The 19309-nt window shown below is 49.3% G+C and carries 22 protein-coding genes; 1 reads left to right on the top strand and 21 read right to left on the bottom strand.

The annotated features are described in order from the left end of the window. The 10 genes from VB081_RS09405 to pta form a co-directional block, all read right to left on the bottom strand. Positions 1 to 532: glycerol-3-phosphate acyltransferase (locus tag VB081_RS09405; RefSeq protein ID WP_323400563.1), on the bottom strand; the 532-nt coding region annotated here is incomplete at its 3' end. 3 nt (positions 533 to 535) lie between these two features. Further along, positions 536 to 1870: a ribosome biogenesis GTPase Der gene (gene der / locus VB081_RS09410; protein WP_323400564.1), complete on the bottom strand. Its 1335-nt coding sequence runs from the start codon at positions 1868 to 1870 to the stop codon at positions 536 to 538. A gap of 11 nt (positions 1871 to 1881) precedes the next feature. Beyond that, positions 1882 to 3189 carry a DUF512 domain-containing protein gene (locus tag VB081_RS09415; protein WP_323400565.1) on the bottom strand — a complete coding sequence of 436 codons (1308 nt, stop codon included), beginning with the start codon at positions 3187 to 3189 and terminating at the stop codon, positions 1882 to 1884. A 63-nt stretch (positions 3190 to 3252) separates the two neighbouring features. Beyond that, positions 3253 to 4491: a serine hydroxymethyltransferase gene (glyA, locus tag VB081_RS09420; protein ID WP_323400566.1), complete on the bottom strand. Its 1239-nt coding sequence runs from the start codon at positions 4489 to 4491 to the stop codon at positions 3253 to 3255. 6 nt (positions 4492 to 4497) lie between these two features. Further along, positions 4498 to 5184, bottom strand: coding sequence for a ribonuclease III (gene rnc, locus VB081_RS09425; protein WP_323400567.1), 687 nt, complete (start codon positions 5182 to 5184; stop codon positions 4498 to 4500). Further along, positions 5184 to 6185 carry a phosphate acyltransferase PlsX gene (gene plsX, locus VB081_RS09430; protein ID WP_323400568.1) on the bottom strand — a complete coding sequence of 334 codons (1002 nt, stop codon included), beginning with the start codon at positions 6183 to 6185 and terminating at the stop codon, positions 5184 to 5186. Before plsX ends, rnc begins: the two co-directional genes overlap by 1 nt. A gap of 123 nt (positions 6186 to 6308) precedes the next feature. Next, positions 6309 to 6500 (bottom strand): 50S ribosomal protein L32, encoded by a 192-nt coding sequence (rpmF, locus tag VB081_RS09435; RefSeq protein WP_323400569.1) that lies wholly within the window; start codon positions 6498 to 6500, stop codon positions 6309 to 6311. A gap of 19 nt (positions 6501 to 6519) precedes the next feature. Next, a complete protein-coding gene (locus VB081_RS09440) occupies positions 6520 to 7005 on the bottom strand; it encodes a YceD family protein (RefSeq protein ID WP_323400570.1) in 486 nt (161 codons plus the stop codon). A gap of 84 nt (positions 7006 to 7089) precedes the next feature. Then, positions 7090 to 8292 (bottom strand): acetate/propionate family kinase, encoded by a 1203-nt coding sequence (locus VB081_RS09445; protein WP_323400571.1) that lies wholly within the window; start codon positions 8290 to 8292, stop codon positions 7090 to 7092. Between the two features lie 19 nt (positions 8293 to 8311). Then, complete coding sequence (pta, locus tag VB081_RS09450) at positions 8312 to 9307, bottom strand: phosphate acetyltransferase (protein WP_323400572.1); 996 nt, start codon at positions 9305 to 9307, stop codon at positions 8312 to 8314. Between the two features lie 106 nt (positions 9308 to 9413). On the opposite strand from pta, the gene VB081_RS09455 reads away from it, so the two are divergent. Beyond that, positions 9414 to 10598: a nucleotidyltransferase gene (locus VB081_RS09455; protein ID WP_323400573.1), complete on the top strand. Its 1185-nt coding sequence runs from the start codon at positions 9414 to 9416 to the stop codon at positions 10596 to 10598. On the opposite strand, the gene VB081_RS09460 is transcribed toward VB081_RS09455, so the two are convergent. The 11 genes from VB081_RS09460 to VB081_RS09510 form a co-directional block, all read right to left on the bottom strand. Then, positions 10591 to 11364 (bottom strand): patatin-like phospholipase family protein, encoded by a 774-nt coding sequence (locus VB081_RS09460; protein WP_323400574.1) that lies wholly within the window; start codon positions 11362 to 11364, stop codon positions 10591 to 10593. The two genes, VB081_RS09455 and VB081_RS09460, sit on opposite strands and share 8 nt — an antisense overlap. Before the next feature lie 95 nt (positions 11365 to 11459). Further along, positions 11460 to 11927 (bottom strand): hypothetical protein, encoded by a 468-nt coding sequence (locus tag VB081_RS09465; protein WP_323400575.1) that lies wholly within the window; start codon positions 11925 to 11927, stop codon positions 11460 to 11462. A 3-nt stretch (positions 11928 to 11930) separates the two neighbouring features. After that, a complete protein-coding gene (gene coaD, locus VB081_RS09470) occupies positions 11931 to 12404 on the bottom strand; it encodes a pantetheine-phosphate adenylyltransferase (RefSeq protein ID WP_323400576.1) in 474 nt (157 codons plus the stop codon). A 1-nt stretch (position 12405) separates the two neighbouring features. Continuing rightward, on the bottom strand, positions 12406 to 12957 hold the full coding sequence (gene rsmD / locus VB081_RS09475; RefSeq protein WP_323400577.1) for a 16S rRNA (guanine(966)-N(2))-methyltransferase RsmD: 552 nt from the start codon (positions 12955 to 12957) through the stop codon (positions 12406 to 12408). Continuing rightward, on the bottom strand, positions 12954 to 13505 hold the full coding sequence (locus VB081_RS09480) for a 5-formyltetrahydrofolate cyclo-ligase (protein WP_323400578.1): 552 nt from the start codon (positions 13503 to 13505) through the stop codon (positions 12954 to 12956). Before VB081_RS09480 ends, rsmD begins: the two co-directional genes overlap by 4 nt. Positions 13506 to 13516: 11 nt before the next feature. Beyond that, on the bottom strand, positions 13517 to 14650 hold the full coding sequence (gene alr / locus VB081_RS09485; RefSeq protein WP_323400579.1) for an alanine racemase: 1134 nt from the start codon (positions 14648 to 14650) through the stop codon (positions 13517 to 13519). 9 nt (positions 14651 to 14659) lie between these two features. Further along, positions 14660 to 15091: an ACT domain-containing protein gene (locus tag VB081_RS09490; RefSeq protein ID WP_323400580.1), complete on the bottom strand. Its 432-nt coding sequence runs from the start codon at positions 15089 to 15091 to the stop codon at positions 14660 to 14662. Positions 15092 to 15113: 22 nt separating this feature from the next. Next, positions 15114 to 15692: an indolepyruvate oxidoreductase subunit beta gene (locus VB081_RS09495; RefSeq protein WP_323400581.1), complete on the bottom strand. Its 579-nt coding sequence runs from the start codon at positions 15690 to 15692 to the stop codon at positions 15114 to 15116. Beyond that, the gene (iorA, locus tag VB081_RS09500) at positions 15689 to 17416 is read right to left on the bottom strand and encodes an indolepyruvate ferredoxin oxidoreductase subunit alpha (protein WP_323400582.1); all 1728 of its coding nucleotides are present in this window, start codon (positions 17414 to 17416) and stop codon (positions 15689 to 15691) included. Before iorA ends, VB081_RS09495 begins: the two co-directional genes overlap by 4 nt. A gap of 22 nt (positions 17417 to 17438) precedes the next feature. After that, entirely contained in the window at positions 17439 to 18740 is a 1302-nt protein-coding gene (locus tag VB081_RS09505; protein ID WP_323400584.1) for a phenylacetate--CoA ligase, read from the bottom strand. Positions 18741 to 18855: 115 nt separating this feature from the next. Beyond that, on the bottom strand, positions 18856 to 19309 hold a 454-nt coding region (locus tag VB081_RS09510; protein WP_323400583.1), incomplete at its 5' end, for a histidine phosphatase family protein.

Consider the following 19309-nt stretch of genomic DNA (forward strand, 5'->3'; position numbering starts at 1 on the left):
ACACGCCGAGCGCGGCAATGACCAACACCGAAAAAATCTGAAACATATTCCCCTGCGCAAATACGACCGCAGCGATCGCACTCAATATAAGTCCTATGATCGACCCGATGCTCATGATCTTTGTACAGGCAACAATGATAATAGAAATTGTAAAGATCACTAGCGTAGGGATCGGCTGGATCAGCAGCAGCACACCGATCGTAGAGGCAATGCCCTTCCCCCCCTTGAATTTCAAAAAGCAGGAATAGTTATGTCCGATGATCGCAAACACGCCCGCCACGCAAAGCCCTTCATATCCGGCAATCGCGCCGCCGATCAGTGCCGCCGCAACCGCTTTTAAGACGTCCCCTGCAAAAACAGCTATTCCCAAACCCCATCCGTAGTTGCGCAGTACGTTTGTCGTACCTGCGTTGCCGCTTCCCTTTTCACGGATGTCTTCGTGCCGCACCTTCTTCGTAAAAATGTACGAAAAAGATATCGATCCCATCAAATATGCGATTATGGCGCAAAGAACAAGCACCCAAACTTCCATACTTTATGATTCCTCCCTGCCCTCATTACGTTGTCTAACAATTATTTTAATCGGCGTCCCGCTAAAGTCAAATGTTTTGCGCAAATAATTCTCTAAATAGCGCTGATAGGAAAAATGCATCAGCGGAACTTCATTCACAAACAGCACAAAGGTCGGCGGCTTGATGCTTACCTGCGTCATATAAAATATCTTTAACCTGCGCCCGTTTGTCGAAGGCGGCTCCACCGCTGTGATCGCGTCCTGCAAACAGTCGTTGAGCACGCCCGTCGGTATCCTCTGGATATTATGGTCGTACGCCTCGTGCAAAAGGCCGAACAGCTTGTCAACGCGCAGCCCTGTTGCGGCAGAAATATAAATTTTCTTTGCGTACGGCATGAATGCCAGATCAGCAGAAATCTTTTTGTTGTATTCTTCGATCGTATAAGTATCCTTTTCCACTGCGTCCCACTTGTTGACAGCAATCAGGCAAGGCTTGCCTTCCTCATCAACAAAACCCGCTACTTTGACGTCCTGCTCGGTGATCCCTTCGGTCGCATCGATCATCACAACAACCACGTCCGCCCGGCGTACAGCATTTAAGGAACGGATCACGCTATAACGCTCGATGGACTTATCGTCGATCTTACCGCGTTTGCGCATACCCGCCGTATCTATGATCGTATATTTCTGACCGTCACGCTCAAATACGGAATCGATCGCGTCACGCGTCGTCCCCGGAATATCGCTCACGATCGCGCGCTCATAACCTAGAATCTTGTTGGTTAGAGACGATTTCCCTACATTCGGTTTACCAACAAGCGCAATTTTCAGCGTGTCGTCTTCTTCTTCGTTTGCTTCGTAGTCTCCGATATAGCCGATGATCTCATCCAGCAGTTCGCCAAGCCCCAGCCCCTGCGAGGAGGATATGCCCACCACATCGCCGATGCCCAGTTCATAAAAATCGAATACGTTCTGCTCATCCGATGGATTATCGATCTTATTGACTACGACGATCACAGGCTTGCCGGATTTACGCAGCATTTTCGCCACTTCATGATCTTCCGACGTAATGCCTGTTTTGCCGTCCACAAAAAAGAGGATCAGCTCGGCTGAATCGATCGCGATCTCCGCCTGCACGCGCATCTGGCTCAGAATGACGTCGTTCGTATCCATATCGATACCGCCCGTATCGATCAATGTGAATTCCCTGTTAAGCCATTCCGCGTCCGCATAGATACGGTCGCGTGTTACCCCCGGCGTATCTTCGATGATCGCCAGCTTTGTCCTTGTTATTCTGTTAAAAAAAGTAGATTTGCCGACATTCGGCCGTCCTACAATCGCCACCAGCGGTTTCGCCATAACATACTCCTTTATTCTTCCAGCATTGCATGGATCAGTTCATACCCGTCATTATCGATTTTTCTGCATGACACGCCAAAGGCATGCTCTAACTCGTTGAGCGATACATCATCCAGCATTGCTTCTTCATTCTCTTTAAAGCAGCAGCTGCTCAAAAAGAGCACCTCATCCTGTATCTTACCCTTAAGCTGCGCCATAATATCCCGTCCGGTCAGCAACCCCGTCACAGTAACTGTTTCGCCAAAAAACTCATTTTTGACCGGATACACACGGATCAGAACACCCAGCCGTTCTTCCGCTTCCTGCGCGATCCGCTTCAAAAAAGGATAAAAATCCATACCCGTTACCATACCGATTGTAAGGTAGCGCGCTTTTTCTCCCTTAAGACCTTCAAGCGCATCCATTGCGTCATCTACAAACGTCCGCACCATGCCTACGCCATTCTCGATCTGCTCAAAACACTCGTATTCCTCCAAAGAGGGCATGCCCATACCGGCCTTAATATACATTTCGTCCGCCGCAAAAACAAACCGCGTTTTCTTGTTAGCGCTTAGAAACTGCTGCTGGTATTCATGGATCATTTCCACAGTTTTTCTTGCATTTTTATTGCTGACAGGTTCAATCGGATACCTGTTCTCGCGGAATTGTGTGAGCCCCGCTGGTACGACCGCAAGAGAGCGTATGCCGGGGTACAGCGCATAAAGCTCCTCAATCGTTTCACGCAGAATTTCTTTGTCGTTGAGCCCCTCGCACATCACGACCTGCGTATGTACTTCAATGCCATTTTCCACAAAACACCGCAGAATGTCAAACGTCTTTTGCGCGTCGTCGTTTCCCAGCAGCATATTGTGCACAGCATGATCATACGCATGCACCGAGACATACAGCGGCGATATATGCTGCGCGACAATACGTTCAATATCCGCATCATTTAAGTTTGTCAGCGTGATGTAACTGCCCATCAGAAAAGACATACGCCAGTCGTCGTCTTTGAAATACAACGTCTTACGCATTCCCTTTGGCATCTGGTCTACAAAACAGAATACACATTTGTTGCGGCACACGATTTTCTTGCCGAAGCCGTCGTCTGCAAAACCGATCCCAAGCTCTTCGTAGGCGTCTTTTTCGATCTCGAGTTCTTCTTCCCTGCCGTCCGCTTTGCGAATGAGCAGAAGAAGGTTTTCTTCTGCCACAGCATAAGCGTAGTCGATGTAATCACGCACCGGCTGCCCGTTGATCTCGAGCAACGTATCTCCCGGATCAAGGCCGCATAAAGCAGCAATGCTTCCATCTTCAATTGTACTGATACAGCGACCCATGTTCACTCCTAAAAGAAAGCGGGCAATACGCCCGCCCTCTTCACTGTCTTTTTTCGATCATGCTTATTTATAAAGCGGAAATTCTTCACACAATGCAAAAACCTGCTTGGTTACCTCGTCCTTCGCGCTCTCGCCTTCTTTGATCATCTTAGCGATCAGGCCGCCGATGATCTCCATCTGCGGTTCCCTCATCTTACGCGACGTCGCCGCAGGCGTACCCACACGGATACCACTCGTGACGAACGGACTCAAAGTCTCAAACGGAATCGTGTTCTTATTGACCGTAATATGCGCCAGATCAAGCAGCGCTTCCACTTCCTTGCCTGTCTTACCCTGCTTGCCGACGTCAAGAAGCATCAGATGATTGTCCGTCCCGCCCGAAACAAGACGTATACCGTTATCTGTCAACGTTTTTGCCAATGCAGCGGCATTCTTGACAATCTGTCCCTGATATTCCTTAAAGGAAGGCTGCAGCGCCTCGTGGAAAGAAACCGCTTTTGCAGCGATCACATGCATCAACGGGCCACCCTGTATTCCCGGGAAGATCGCTTTATTGATTGCCGGGCCATATTCTTCCGCGCAAAGGATCATGCCGCCGCGCGGCCCGCGCAGCGTTTTATGCGTTGTTGTCGTTGTAAAATGCGCGTACGGGATCGGGTTCGGATGTAACCCCGCCGCCACAAGCCCCGCAATGTGCGCCATATCGACCATCAAATAAGCGCCGGAAGCATCCGCGATCTCGCGGAATTTCGCAAAATCGATCGTACGCGGATAAGCGCTCGCTCCCGCAACAATCATCTTCGGCTTATGCTCCATCGCCAGTTGGTATACCTGGTCATAGTCGATCGTCTCATTCTCTTCACTCACGCCATAAGGCACGATGTTGAAATACTTGCCCGAAATATTGACCGGGCTGCCGTGTGTCAGATGTCCGCCATGCGAAAGGTTCATGCCAAGGATCGCGTCTCCCGGCTCAAGCATTGCAAAATACACCGCAGTGTTTGCCTGTGCACCGGAATGCGGCTGCACATTCGCGAATTCTGCGCCAAATAGCTGTTTTGCACGCTCACGCGCCAAATCCTCGACCTCGTCCACAAATTCGCATCCGCCATAATAGCGCTTGCCCGGATACCCCTCCGCGTATTTGTTCGTGAGATGCGACCCCATCGCCTGCATTACCGCCTGAGAAACAAAGTTCTCAGAAGCGATCAGCTCGATGTTGTGCTCCTGACGATCAAGCTCACGCATCATGGAGTCATATACTTCACTGTCCATTTTCTTTACTTCAGAAAAATCCAACATTGTTTTTTACCCCTTATAAATTTTATCAAAATTCGCAATTGCGAATTTAGCAGCATTTTGTTCCGCTTCCTTTTTGGAACCGCCCACACCCTCGCAGATGACCTCGCTCCCCACGATCAGCCTTACATAGAACGTCGTATTGTGCGGCGGCCCCTCCTGTCTGCTGACAAGATAGTTGATGTCCTGCTTGACGGTTTTTTGCACCATCTCCTGCAGCTGCGATTTGTAATCATGATCGGAAATACGCGACATCGCCTGCTTGATCGTATTGAAGAATAATACGCCGATCACGCTTTGCGCCGCATAGAACCCGCCGTCCAAATAGATGGCGCCCATCAACGCTTCCAGCACATTTTCCAGAATGGATGTTTTATTGCGTCCGCCGGACTGCTCCTCTCCGTTGCCAAGAAAGATGTAGTTGCCCAGATTGATTGAACGTCCGATCCCTGCCAAAGACTTTGAGCATACGATATCCGCACGTTTTTGGGTCAGCATCCCTTCCGAAAAATCACTGTAATGATTATATAAGTAATCACTGATAATGAGCTCAATCACCGCGTCGCCCAAAAACTCCAGCCGCTCGTAATGCGGCACGTTTCCACACGATGGGTGTGTCAACGCACGCGCCAACAACTCCTCATCATTGAAATCATACCCTATTTTCTTTTGCAGATCCCTTAATAGCTCATCCATTATTCTTCGGCCAGTTTCGCAATCTCATCTTTGATCAATTCCACAACATTTCCGGAAATAAACTTACGCGCATTCCTGATCGAGTTGCATATCGCTTTTTCGTCCGAGCTCCCGTGTGATTTCACAACGCCGCCACGAAGCCCCAGAAGCAGTGAACCACCGTACTCCGTGTAGTCCATTTTCTTTTTGAGCTTTCCAAAGGCGCCTTTCATAAAAACCGCACCAAGCTTTGCACTTGTCGATTCCTTAATGTAACCTTTGAGCATACCGAGGATCGTCTTGGCACACCCTTCAACAAATTTCAGGACAATATTACCTGTGAACCCGTCGCACACCAGTACGTCATATTGGCCGGACAACAGATCTCTGCCTTCGGCATTTCCCACAAAATTAACGGGAGCATCCTTTAACAGCTGATACGCCTGTTTGGTAAGCTCGCTGCCCTTTTCTTCCTCGCCGCCGATGTTGATCAGTCCGACCTTTGGCGCTTGCAATCCAAACATCTTTTCCCTATAAATGCGGCCCCTCACGCCAAACTGCTGTAAGTATTTAGGCGTGCATTCCGTGGTTGCGCCCACGTCGATCAGCAGCACCTCTCCTGTCTGTGTCGGCAGTACCGGTGCCAGCGCCGGTCGCTTGATACCCGGAAGACGCTTGACAATAAGCGTCGCCCCCGCTACCAGCGCGCCCGTATTTCCTGCGGAAATCGCCATTTCGCCTTTGCCCTCGGCTACCATTTTAAGCGCCACCGCCATAGAAGAGTCCGGCTTTTCCTTCATTGCCTTGACCGGTGAATCATTCATCTCTATCAGCTGCGTCGTATGTACGATCTCAAGCCGGTTCTTGTCATAGCTAAGGCCTTCGAGGATGTCTTCAATACGGCCTTTATCGCCCGTCAGCACGATATTCACATCCGAAAACTCGTTAATACCTGCTGCCGCACCTTTAACGATTGCTTCGGGCGCATTGTCTCCGCCCATTGCGTCAATGATAATCTTCATGTCCATTCCTCTCAAACGTTCAGACAAATATACATATAGTATACATGAAAATACAATGATTTCCAACCTAATTCAACGAAAAAAGGGCCTGTATTATCACAAGGCCCTTTTTAAAAAAACATTTTATTTTGCTGCTTCCTCTTTGGTCGCTACGACGAGTCTTCCGTTGTAGTAGCCACAATTCGGGCAAACTCTATGAGACAACTTCGGCTGATGGCACTGCGGGCACTGCGATACAGCAGGAGCAGTCAGCTTCCAGTGTGCTCTTCTTGTACGTTTACGTTGTTTAGAAGTCCTATTCTTTGGTACTGCCATTTTCTACACCTCCCTTGGGTCAAAACAATCCCTTTAATTTTGCAAACGGATTTGTTTCATCCGTGTCGTTTGTTTCACACTCGCACTGTGTTATGTTCAAATCCTGCCCGCATTTGGGGCACAATCCCTTGCACTTTTCATCACACAGAAGCTGATGCGGCAAACCGAGCATAATGATATCATATACCATCTTGTCAAGACAAAGCGTCTCGCTTCGATACGTATATTCGTCTTCGCCCTGCGTACCCTCGGGAAGAAAAACCTCGTCAAACTTTCCCGCAAAATCGTACGTCATTTCCTTTAAGCACCGGTCGCATCGCACATTGAGAACAGTGTGTATCGTACCTTTGATGCTTATGCGCTTTTCATCGGCGCTGTAGTCAGCATGCAGCTTAAGAGATTCATTCAAATCAATATCTTTGCCAAAATCCGGAGTGCCACTATATTCATAAGAATACGTCTCTCCCTCACTTTTCAGCGCAGTAGAAAGGTTGATATCAATCATGTTTCTCCCTCAGCCAGAAAACAGCTACCATATCATTATATTTTTATGCCCTTACATTGTCAATATCTTTTTTGATGCAACGCCTTATTTACAGCATATCTCGTAAGTATCCTGCGCGATCGTCATTTCTTCATCCGTCGGCACAACCAGTATCTTGACTTTGGAATCTGCCGCAGAAATATCCATTTCCTCACCGCGCATCTTGTCGTTTTTCTGCTTATCGATTTTGATACCCATAAATTCGAGGCCCTCTGTTGCGTGTGCACGCACATCCCAGTCGTTCTCGCCAACACCACCTGCGAAGGTCAGAACGTCTACGCCGCCCATCGCCGCCGCATAAGAACCGATGAACTTTTTCAGTCTATAGTTGAATACGTCAAGCGCCAGCTTTGCGCGTTCGTTTCCTTTTCCTTCTTCTATCCAAAGGTCGCGGAAGTCGCTGGATACGCCCGAAATCCCCCACACACCGGAATCTTTGTTAAGATAGTTGATCGCCTGATCGACATCCATATTCAGTTTACCCATCAAATAAGGAACGATCGCAGCATCAAGATCGCCGCTGCGCGTACCCATCACAAGACCTTCGAGAGGCGTGAAACCCATCGAAGTATCTACCGATATCCCTCCGTCTACCGCCGCAACAGAAGAACCATTGCCAAGATGACATGTAATGATTTTCAGATCTTTGATATCTTTGCCCAGCATTTCCGCCGCTCTTTTGGAAACATACTTGTGAGACGTGCCGTGGAAGCCGTAGCGCCTTACTTTGTAGTCCGTATATGCAGAATACGGGATGCCGTACAGGAATGCCTTCTGCGGCATTTTCGCATGGAATGCCGTGTCAAACACGCCAACCATAGGTACGTCTGGCATCAGCTTTGCGCATGCTGCGATCCCCATCAGGTTGGCCGGATTGTGTAGCGGTGCAAGCTCGATGTTTTCCTTAAGCGCACCAATCACCTCGTCCGTGATGACCACAGAACCGCTGAATTTCTCGCCACCATGCACCACGCGGTGTCCGACCGCTTTGATGCTCGAAAGGTCTGATACCACGCCGTGCACCGGATCAGTCAGCGCTTTGATGACCTGCTCCATTGCGTCGTTATGGTCTTTCATGGGCGTTTCGATCTCTGCTTTATCTTTGCCTGTCGGCTTATGCTTGATCACCGAGTGATCGATCCCGATCCTCTCCACAAGACCTTTTGCAATAACGTTCTCCGTATCCATATCGATGAGCTGATATTTCAGTGAAGAACTCCCGGCGTTAATTACCAATACATTCGTCATTTTACTTTACCCCTTTTCCTTAGAAGGACTGCGCCTGTACCGCTGTGATCGCCACAACCGATACGATATCTTCTACGCTGCATCCGCGCGACAGGTCGTTGACCGGCCGTGCCAATCCCTGGCTCACCGGGCCGATCGCTTCCGCCCCGCCCAGCCTCTGCACCAGCTTATATCCGATATTTCCCGCCTGGATGTCCGGGAAAATAAGGACATTTGCGCGTCCCGCGACCTTGCTGCCCGGGCTCTTTAGCTGTCCGACCGCTTCAATCAATGCTGCGTCCGCCTGCAGTTCGCCGTCGATACTGAGCTCCGGCGCCAGCTCTCTGGCAATTTTCGTCGCTTCCACCACCTTGTCGACATGCGGATGTTTTGCGCTGTTCTTCGTTGAGAACGAAAGCATCGCCACGCGCGGCTCAATGCCCGCAAGCGTTTTTGCCGTATCCGCAGAAGCAATGGCGATCGCCGCCAGCTCGTCTGCGTTCGGATCGATGTTGATCGCGCAGTCCGCAAACACCATCACACCGTCGTCTCCCCATTTGGAATCAGGGTGTTCCATAATAAAGCTGCTGGACACGATCGAGACGCCCGGTTTTGTCTTGATGACCTGCAGAGCCGGACGAAGCGTATCGCCCGTCGAATGCACTGCGCCGGAAACCATACCGTCCGCATCATTGCTTTTGATCATCAAAACTGCATAATAAAGGGTATCCTTACAGGTCTCTTTCGCCTGCTCTAAAGTGATACCCTTGCTCTTGCGCATTTCATAAAACATCTCGGCATATTCGTCAAGCTTAGGTGAAGTTGCCGGATTGATGATGGTAGCTTTTGACAAATCCACATGCTTCGTGTTGGCGGCTTCGATTTCCTTTTCATCCCCCAACAAAATCACATGAGCGATTCCCTGTTCGGCAATTTTGGCAGCAGCTTCGATCGTCCTCGGTTCATTTCCTTCCGGCAGAACGATATTTTTGCTGACCGATTTTGCCTTTTCTTTGATCTTGTCCATTAACGACATACTACAATACACCTCTTGTTAATATTTATTTCAAATTTTAAATTTCTCTGTTATAATGACACTCATATATTATATATAATAACGTCATGCTTTGCAAAGGTATTTTATGAAAATAGCAGGAATTACAGCCGAATATAACCCATTTCATGCCGGACATGCTTACCAAATTTTACAAACGTCAAAATTGTATGAGACGGACGCGGTCATTTGCATGATGAGCGGTCATTTTGTTCAACGAGGCGAGGCTGCGATTTATAATAAATGGACACGTGCCCAAGCCGCGATTTTAGGCGGCGCGGATATTGTATTGGAGCTGCCCTTCTTTTATGCCACGCAAAGTGCCGAGGGCTTTGCTCATGGAGCTGTATCCATATTGGATGCGCTGCAATGTGTATCCATTCTTTCCTTTGGTACGGAAGCACCCGACCTGTCCGGCATAAAAAAAATTGCACAAATGTTAGCAGACGAGCCCGCCACGTTGCGAGCCGCTCTAAGAGAATATCTTAGCGGAGGTGTTTCTTATCCCGCCGCGCGCGCGGCAGCGCTCAAAATCTGTTGTCCCGATGTCGACGAAACGCTTTATCGCTCTCCCAACAATATCTTGGGTATCGAATATATCAAAGCGCTCTTACGTAACAATAGCAAAATTATACCCGCCAGCGTAACGCGCAAAGGCGGTCAATATGCGCATAACGAATTATCCGCACAGTACTCAAGCGCAACGGCTATCCGGCGTGAGCTGATCGCGGGCGGCCTCAAAAATTTAGGTGATGCCGACATCCCCGCTGCTGTCCGCACCCTCTATATCGGCGCCCCTGTGATTCCTGCCTCCGTTTTTCCGTATATCCTTTTTTGTCTGCGCAGCATGGATATCGAGCAGATTCGTGACATATACGAGGTTTCCGAAGGCTTGGAATATAAATTGCAGCAGGCGGCCTATACCGCACAGTCCTATGGTGAATTGATAGGAGCGGTCAAAAGCAAGCGCTATACGCAGACGCGCATCCAGCGCACCCTGCTCTATATCATGATGAATCTTACCAAGGAAAAAGCACAGCAACTGAAAACACAGCCTTTGTATGCGCGCGTACTTGCGGTGAAAAGAGAACGCCTCGATCTTTTAAGCGAACTAAAAGCAAAGGCCACGATCCCCGTTATCACCAAGGCGTCAGAGTTTTCCGATAGTCCGCTTTTCGATCTTGATATAAAGGCAAGCGATCTTTATGCGTTGCTGCAACAAAAAATCGCGCCTGCGCGGCGCGATTTCACACAGAAATTTCTTATTATTTGATACCCAGTGCTTTTTTGATGTCCGGCAACGCAGCTTCCGCGGCTTGCATTCCACGTCCGATGATTTTTTGTGTGTCCTTGTATTCGCTTCCCTTGATATCATGCACTTCCGGCAACACCAGAACATCCGCTTCCTTCCAATAGGCTTGCGTCAAATACCATTCAGAGATCGTAAACGTATCCTGTAGCAGGTCAATCACTGTTTTCGGCTTTTCTAAAGGCTCGCCCCGATAGGAAACATCCACTGCGATCACAATATCCGCACCCATTTCACGCGTCGCACGGATCGCCGTCCGGTCGATCACGCCGCCGTCAATATAGGTCTTCCCGTCGATCTCGTAAGGGGTGAACAAGCCGGGGATAGATATGCTGGCGCGTACCGCCTCAGAGATTGACCCACTTGTGAACCGGTGCAGCTTTGCATCTTCTACACACGTCGCAATGCAGCTGAACGGTATCGCCGCCTTTTCAATGTTGATGTTTTTCGTCATCAGCTTGAGCAGCTCCTGCACTTTGTTGCCTTTCACATACCCTGAGGTGGAAAGTGTGATATCAAAATACTTTTTGGAGTCGAATACGATCGCAAGGCTCTCCAGCGTTTCCAGATTCTCTTCCGCGGCAAAAATGCCCCCAATGAGCGACCCCATGCTGCATCCGGCAATATAGTCAAACGGTATCTTGTTTTCCAGCAGGACTTTTAGCACGCCAATGTGTGCAAACCCTCTTGCCGAACCGCCGCCCAGCGCCAAACCGATTTTCTTATTCATGCTGTTCCTCCTTATAGGTCGATAAGAAAAAATCTTTATATCGTTCCCAATATAAAGATTTAATACCATTTTATGCGGGTTTTAAAACACGTATATCAAAATTCCGCCTGATCTTTATTTTTCTTGTTGATAAAATTGGATTTGTTTTCCTTGATGATGTCCATATATTCGCGCATATAAGACGAAAGATCCTCCAGAACATTTACCGCATAGTCATTTGCGTTCACGCGGATTTCATAGGCCTGTTTTTGCGCCATATCGATCATCCTGTTCGACTTCTCATACGCAAGCTGTGTAACGCGGTGTTCTTCGATCAACTCCGCCAAACGGTTATCCACGCCATCGAGAATATTTTTGGCCTTTTCCTGTGCCTGATTGATGATCTCCTGTTTATGCCCCAGCACCTCCTGCGCATACAAAAGGTCTTCGGGAACAGAATCTTTGATTTCCTGTAATATCTCCATTACAAAATCAACTTCAATCGTTTTTTTATTACCAAACAGAGATTTTCTACCGTTTTCAATCTCGTCCTGAATTTCGTCAATCAAATCGAAAATCTTCATGTACTATTCTCCTTTGTCGATCATGCTGAGTATTTCTCCCGGAACATAGTCCGAAACATCCGCGTGAAAAGCAATCAGTTCCCGTACGGCGGTAGAGCTGATATAATGCATTTCCGGCCTGGAAAGAAGGGCGAACGTCTCTGTTCCTTCAAAAAGCTTTCCGTTGATAAACGCATACTGCTGTTCGATCTCCAAGTCCGCACCCGTCCGCAGCCCCCTGATAATGACTCGCGCCCCAAGCTCTTTTAGTAAATCGACCAGCAATCCGTCAAACGCAACCACCTGCACATTCTTTAAGTGCTTTGTCGCCGCTTTCACCATCTCCACGCGCTTTTTCACGCTGAACATAGATTTTTTGGCTACATTGTTCAACACGCCCACATAAACTGTGGAAAAAATCGCACTGGAACGCTCAACAATGTCAAGGTGCCCTTTTGTCATCGGATCAAAGCTGCCCGGATACACACATGCTTCCATTTTATCCTTTATCCCATCTGAAAAACGTCAAAAACGTTTTCCCGTACCGTTTGTTTTTGTATACATGATACCCGTCAACCGCAGCCTCTACAGGTTCTTCGCTTTCCGCTACAAGGATCGCGCCATGCTTGAGCACGTTCTCTCTCGCCAGCAACTCGAGTACCGTTTCATAATAACCACTTTTGTACGGCGGGTCTATCAATACTATATCAAACTTTTCCGTATTTTGAAACACTTTAATTGCATGAATATAGTCATTTTTTATCAGTTGCGACCGCGTCTCATAACCGAGTTTTGCGATGTTTCCTTTGATGATTTTCACCGTTTCGTCATACCTATCACAAAAAACCGCACATGCCGCGCCGCGCGATAACGCTTCTAAGCCAAGCGCACCGCTCCCTGCAAAAAGGTCCAAAACATTTGCGCCGGCTATTTCAAACTGGATACATCCAAACAGGGCTTCACGCACGCGGTCGGTCGTCGGTCGCGTCCTGTCCCCCTCAAGTGTCTGCAGAATCGTTCCCCTTTTCTCTCCCGCAATGATCCGCGTCATGAAATCGTTTCGTCCGGCGTCACGATCATATCCATTTTCACATCGTGCGCTTCACAGAGCACCTGATCGAGGATTTGGAAATCGTACGCGAGCGCGATCTTTTTGGCTCTCGAGGCCTGTTTCAAAAATGCGTCGTAATAGCCTCCGCCAAAGCCTACACGGTTTAGCGCACGGTCAAAGGCCACGCCGGGAATAATGATCAGATCGAGCATATCCGGCTCGATGATTTCCGCCTCGTTGTATTTTGGCTGCGCTACACCAAAACAGCTTAATTCCAACACCGCACTTTTGATATTGGCAGCATACATCTTTTTCTCATGCACCACCGGCAAAAAGACTTGTGCGCCGTGATACAACAGCCAGCCGGTAAGGTTCGCCGTCTTGACCTCGCAATCAAAATCACTGTAAACCAGAACATTCTTCACATCACTTAATTCTGGCAAATTCAAAAGACGGTCTATCGCCTTTATAGACTCGTCCTCAATGTATTTCGAAGTCAGGCTTCTGCGCATATCCAATACTTTTTCGCGTATCTCCTGCTTATTCATATTCTTCTCCATCAATCGTTGTAGATGCGGGGCACGCGTGCGTTGAAGTCAAGCAGCACTTCATAACTGATCGTGCCGCAAATACCCGCGATCTCATCCGCATCGATCTTCTTATCACCCGCACATCCAAGCACGACAGCTTCGTCCCCTACTGCCAGCGTTCCCTGTACATCAGTTAGGTCTATCATCGTCTGATCCATACACACGCGACCAATGATCGGCGCATAAAATGCTCCCTTATCCGTTGTTACGATCATCCGTCCTCTGTTGGAAAGCAGCCTGTTGTAGCCGTCCCCATATCCGATCTGCACCGTCGCGACCTTTGTTTCACGTTCGGCGGTAAAGGTGCTTCCATACCCGACACACGTGCCCGCCGGTATCGTCTTGATATGCGATATCTCGGCAAACACCTCCATCACAGGAAACAACGCGACTTGCTTCCTGCAAACATGAGCGGATGCATAATATCCGTACATCGATATCCCAAACCGCACCATATCATGTCCAAACTGCGGCAGGTCTATCGTCCCCGCACTGTTGTCCGCGTGTACCATAGGATGCAGTCCGCGCGCATGTAAATGTTCTACATACCGCATAAACATTTCGTGCTGTTTGTTTGCGTGCCCTTTATCCTGCGCGTCCCCGTTCGCAAAGTGTGTAAATACACCATTCAAAGCAATGCGGCCGCAGCTGCCGAGCACATCCAAAAAGCTATCCAGTTCTTCTATGCTGCGCAAGCCGATCCGGCTCATCCCCGTATCGATCTTCAAGTGAACCTGAATCGTTTTCTCGGCTTTTTCCGCTTCTTGCTGCAACAAAGCAAGCTGTTGCGGCGTAAACACACACGGCTCCAACCCTAACTTTACTGCCAGTTTGAGCTGTTGCGTATTCGAACGCCCGATGATCATAATTGGAAGCGTCATCCCCGCCTCACGAAGCACAATTGCTTCTTCCGCAAGCGCGACAGCCAGCATACCTGCTCCGGCGCTTTGCGAAGCCTGTGCACACCGAAGTGCACCATGGCCATAGGCGTCCGCTTTCACCACCGCCGCAAGCATACAGCCATCCGGCAAATGTTCTTTCGCATTTTTAATGTTCTTTTGCAGATTCTCAAGGTCTATCCGCGCATACGTTTTTCTATACAAAGCACAACCTCAGATGTTATAAATCATTTCTTCCGTCAAAATTTTAAGGCCGGAGTTTTTGAGCAGTTCAAATGCTTTCTCCGTTTCTTCCACACGGAAAATGATCAGCGCGTTATCGCTGCAAGTTCCCACGAAGGAATACAAGTATTCCACACTGATATCGTTTTGGTTGAGAATATCGAGAACCTTGGCAAGGCCGCCCGGCTCGTCCTCCACTTCAATACCCAGCACTTCGGTTACGCTTGCGGTAAAGCCCGCATCCTTGACGACCTGCAACGCCTTTTTCGGATCGTTCACAATACTGCGCAGGATTCCAAATTCCGAAGTATCCGAAATGCTCAATGCTTTTAAATCGATCCCATTATCTGCAAGCGTTTTTGCCAGACTGTAAAGCCTGCCTTTTCTGTTTTCTACAAATACGGAAATTTGTCTGATCAGCATACCGGTCGCCCTCCTGTTTTCTTTATAGCCTGTAACCGAGTTCAAACGCCTTTTCATTCATGGCAACGAATTTCGGTTTCACCACTGCACGTATCGATTCCATCCATATTTCTTTATCGATATCCATATTTTTTGCAAGCACGCCGAGAAGCACCGTGTTGACAGCTTTTAAGTTGCCCGCTTCGTTCGCCAGCGAAAGCGCGTCGACAAACACCGCGTCTTTGAAGTGCTCCCTGATCTTTGCCGGAACATCCTGCGGATATTCCATCACGCCCGTAATAACAGGCATGGGCAAAATCTGCTGTGTGTTACAATACACTTTCCCACAGTCCGGTTTTAAATAAGGCAGCCAGCGCAATCCCTCGAGCTGTTCAAACGCAAGCAGGATATCCGCGCCGCACTCGTCGATCACCGGCGAATATATCTTTTCACCTTTGTCGCCGATGCGCACATAGGTCACAACGCTTCCACCGCGCTGCGCCATGCCGTGCACCTCCGAAAGCTTTACATCATAGCCAAGCTTTAGGGCAATCTGTCCAAACACCATACTCGTAAGCAGCGTGCCCTGTCCGCCTACTCCGGCAATCACAATACTTTTCATTCTGCCGCACCTCCGATCGCGTGGAACGGACAAACGTCCGCACATAATCCGCACCCGATACAAAGCGATGCATCAATGTCTACTTTATTTTCCCCTTTGACGATCGCCGGACAGCCGAGCTTCATACAAACGCCGCAATTCCGGCATTCGTCAGAAACACACAACGCTTCTTTGATCGAAGCCCGGTCGATCAGTACGCAAGGTCTGCGCGTAATGATCACCGACAATTCTTCACGCTGTGTTTCTTCTCTCAGCGCTTTTTCCAGTTCCGGCAAGTCAAACGGGTCAAGCACTCTTACATGCTTAACGCCGATCGTTTCCACTAATTTTTCAATGTTCACCGACGGCGCGGGCTCGCCTTTTGCGTTTTTACCCGTAGTCGCATGATCCTGATGTCCCGTCATGCCCGTCGTGGAGTTGTCAAGGATCATGACGGTTGAGGTCGCGCCATTATACAGCATATTGACAAGGCCGGTGATGCCCGAATGCATAAACGTGCTGTCGCCGATAACGCTCACAAGCTTGCGGGCAAAGTCTTCACCGCGCGCTTTTTCCATGCCATGCGCCATCCCGATCGAAGCGCCCATACAAAGCGTCGTATCGATCGCGCTTAGTGGCGCGCCCGCTCCCAGCGTATAACAGCCGATATCGCCCATTGCGGTAAGCTTTAGCTTATTGAACATATAATAGACAGCTCTGTGCGGACATCCGGGGCAAAGCACAGGCGGCCGCATAGGAAGCGCCTCTGTTTTGACAGGCGTACACGTTTCACCGCATATCTTTTCTTTGATCATATTGACAGAATATTCGCCCTGTACGGTAAACAATTCTTTGCCGCTTACAGGAATCCCCATCACACGGACCTGATTTTCAAAGAACGGTTCCAGTTCCTCGATCACGTACAGCGTCTTTACCTTAGAAGCAAATTCACTGATCATTTTCTTAGGCAGCGGATACACCATACCGAGCTTCAGGACGCTTGCATTGGGCAGCGCCTCCTTCACGTAGTTATAGCAGGTACCGCTTGTGATCACGCCGATCTCGCCGCCCAGATATTCCGCACGGTTCAGCTCGCATTCTTCTGCAAATGCCTCCAAATCCTTCGTGCGCTGCTCCACCACAATGTGACGCGCCTTCGCCATGCCCGGCATCATCACATATTTCTTGATATCCTTCTGGTAATCCTTAAGCGGTGCTTGCTCACGCTCACCCGTCTCCACGATCCCGCGCGAATGCGAGATGCGTGTGTTGGAACGCAGCAGCACAGGCGTATCAAACCTTTCACTCAGTGAAAAAGCATATTTCATAAATTCTTTTGCTTCCATGCTGTCGGCCGGCTCAAGCATCGGCACATGGGAGCTACGCGCATAGAACCGCGAATCCTGTTCGTTCTGGCTGGAATGCATGCCCGGATCGTCGGCTACCAGAATGACGAGTCCGCCGTTCACGCCCGTGTAAGACGCTGTAAAAAGCGGATCGGCCGCTACATTCAACCCGACATGTTTCATACAGCACAGCGCACGCGCTCCGCCGTAGCAAGCACCCGCCGCTACCTCAAGTGCCACCTTTTCATTGGGCGCCCATTCGGCATACACTTCATCGTATTTGACGATATTCTCCGTTACTTCCGTACTCGGCGTACCGGGATAAGACGAGACGACATTTACGCCGCCTTCGTACGCCCCCTGCGCATACGCCTCGTTTCCAAGCATAATCTTCTTCATCTACTCTGTTTTCCTCTTCAATCTATTCGTTCGTGCGCAGGTCTGTGACCCTCTGCGCCTTACCTTCAAACCGTTTTAAGGACTGCGGCTCCGCCAACGTCACCTTTACGTGCATATTGAGCACGGTAAAGATATTGTGCGCGATGCTTTCCTTAAGCGTCTCCAACGCTTTATAGCTGGTCAGCAATCCTTCGTCCGCCACCTCGACCTTTACTTCAATGCGGTCAAGATGCTTCTCCGTAGTAAGCACGATCTCGTAATGCGGCGCAACATCTTCCATCCCCAACAGCACGCCTTCGATCTGCGACGGGAATACGTTCACGCCGCGGATGATCAGCATATCGTCCGTACGCCCCGACACCTTTTCCATACGCATCGTCGTCCTGCCGCACGGGCACGGATCGTCAAACAAACGCGTGATATCCTTGGTGCGGTAACGCAGGATGGGCAGCGCTTCCTTGGTCAGGCTCGTAATGACAAGCTCTCCACGCTCTCCTATCGGCAGCACCTCGCCCGTATCCGGGTCGATCACCTCAGAGATAAATTCGTCGTCTGCGATATGCATGCCGTTTTGCTTATAGCATTCGCCCGAAAACCCCGGCCCGATCACTTCCGACAATCCATAGTTTTCCGTATCTGTGATATTTAAGTATTTCTCGATCTGCTTCTGCATCTCTTTGGTATGGCCTTCGCCGCCAAACAAGCCAAGCCGCAGCTTCAGTTTTTTGAAGTCCACGCCCATCCTTTGCGCTGTTTCTCCCAAATAAAGCGCGTAGGACGGCGTACTGATCAGTACCGTACTGCCAAAATCCTGCATAAACTTGATCTGGCGCTCAGTATTGCCGCTGGAAACAGGGATAACGCTCGCGCCCACATTCTCAAGGCCGTAATGCAGCCCAAATCCGCCTGTAAAAAGCCCGTAGCCGAATGATATCTGCGCAATATCGTCCGGAACAAGCCCCGCCGCACATGCAATACGCGAAACAAGCCCTGTCCACATATCAAGATCGTGCCGTGTATATCCGACGATCGTCGGATTGCCCGTCGTGCCCGAAGACCCGTGCACACGAACGATCTGCTTCATCGGCACAGCAAACATCCCGTACGGATAATTTTCACGCAAGTCTTCCTTTGTGGTAAAAGGCAATTTTTCAATGTCTTTTAATGTTTTGATATGCTCAGGCTTCAACCCGATCTCGTCGAGTTTTTTCTTATAATGCGGAACATTGTCATAACAATACGCTACCGTGTGTTTTAACCTTTCAAGCTGCAGTTCCCTGATCTTGCTGCGGTCTGCGCACTCCATTTCCTTATTCCATATGATGTGTTCCACGTAATTACCCTCCTAAATGAAAACGGCCCCAGCCGCTAAACAAATCATAAATATTATAATACAATATGCCTGAAAAAGAAACACCCTTCTACGGTCTTGCGGCAAGTTAACCTAACGTAAGCGTCACTGTTTCCGCATTCCCGATGTCGCGCGACAGCACATCTCCGCCATCCTGCGTCAGCAGTGCCGACAGGCAGTTCAAAATAAATCCTTTGTGTCCGACGATCAGAATATCCTTGCCGGGGTAGCGCTCCACAACCCCGCCGATCCATTCGCTGCAAAAAGAATAATATTCGGCAATGCTGTCTCCCTGCGGAAATGCATATGTCCTCCAGTCGTCCATATACCGCTGCCACTGCTCCGGATACTGCTGCACGATCTCGCGGTAGTGCATACCCTCAAAAAGGCCGAAATCCATTTCCCGTATCTCACCCGTCTGCACGACTGTATCCGGCTCTTTTCGCAGGATATCAAATACTGCCTGCGCAGTGCCAACCACGCGTTTTGCCTTGCCGTATATGACCACGTCAAATTTTTCATTCTGTAACGTCTCGGCCGCC

The sequence above is a fragment of the Christensenella sp. genome (assembly GCF_034927525.1).
GTDB lineage: Bacteria > Bacillota > Clostridia > Christensenellales > Christensenellaceae > Christensenella.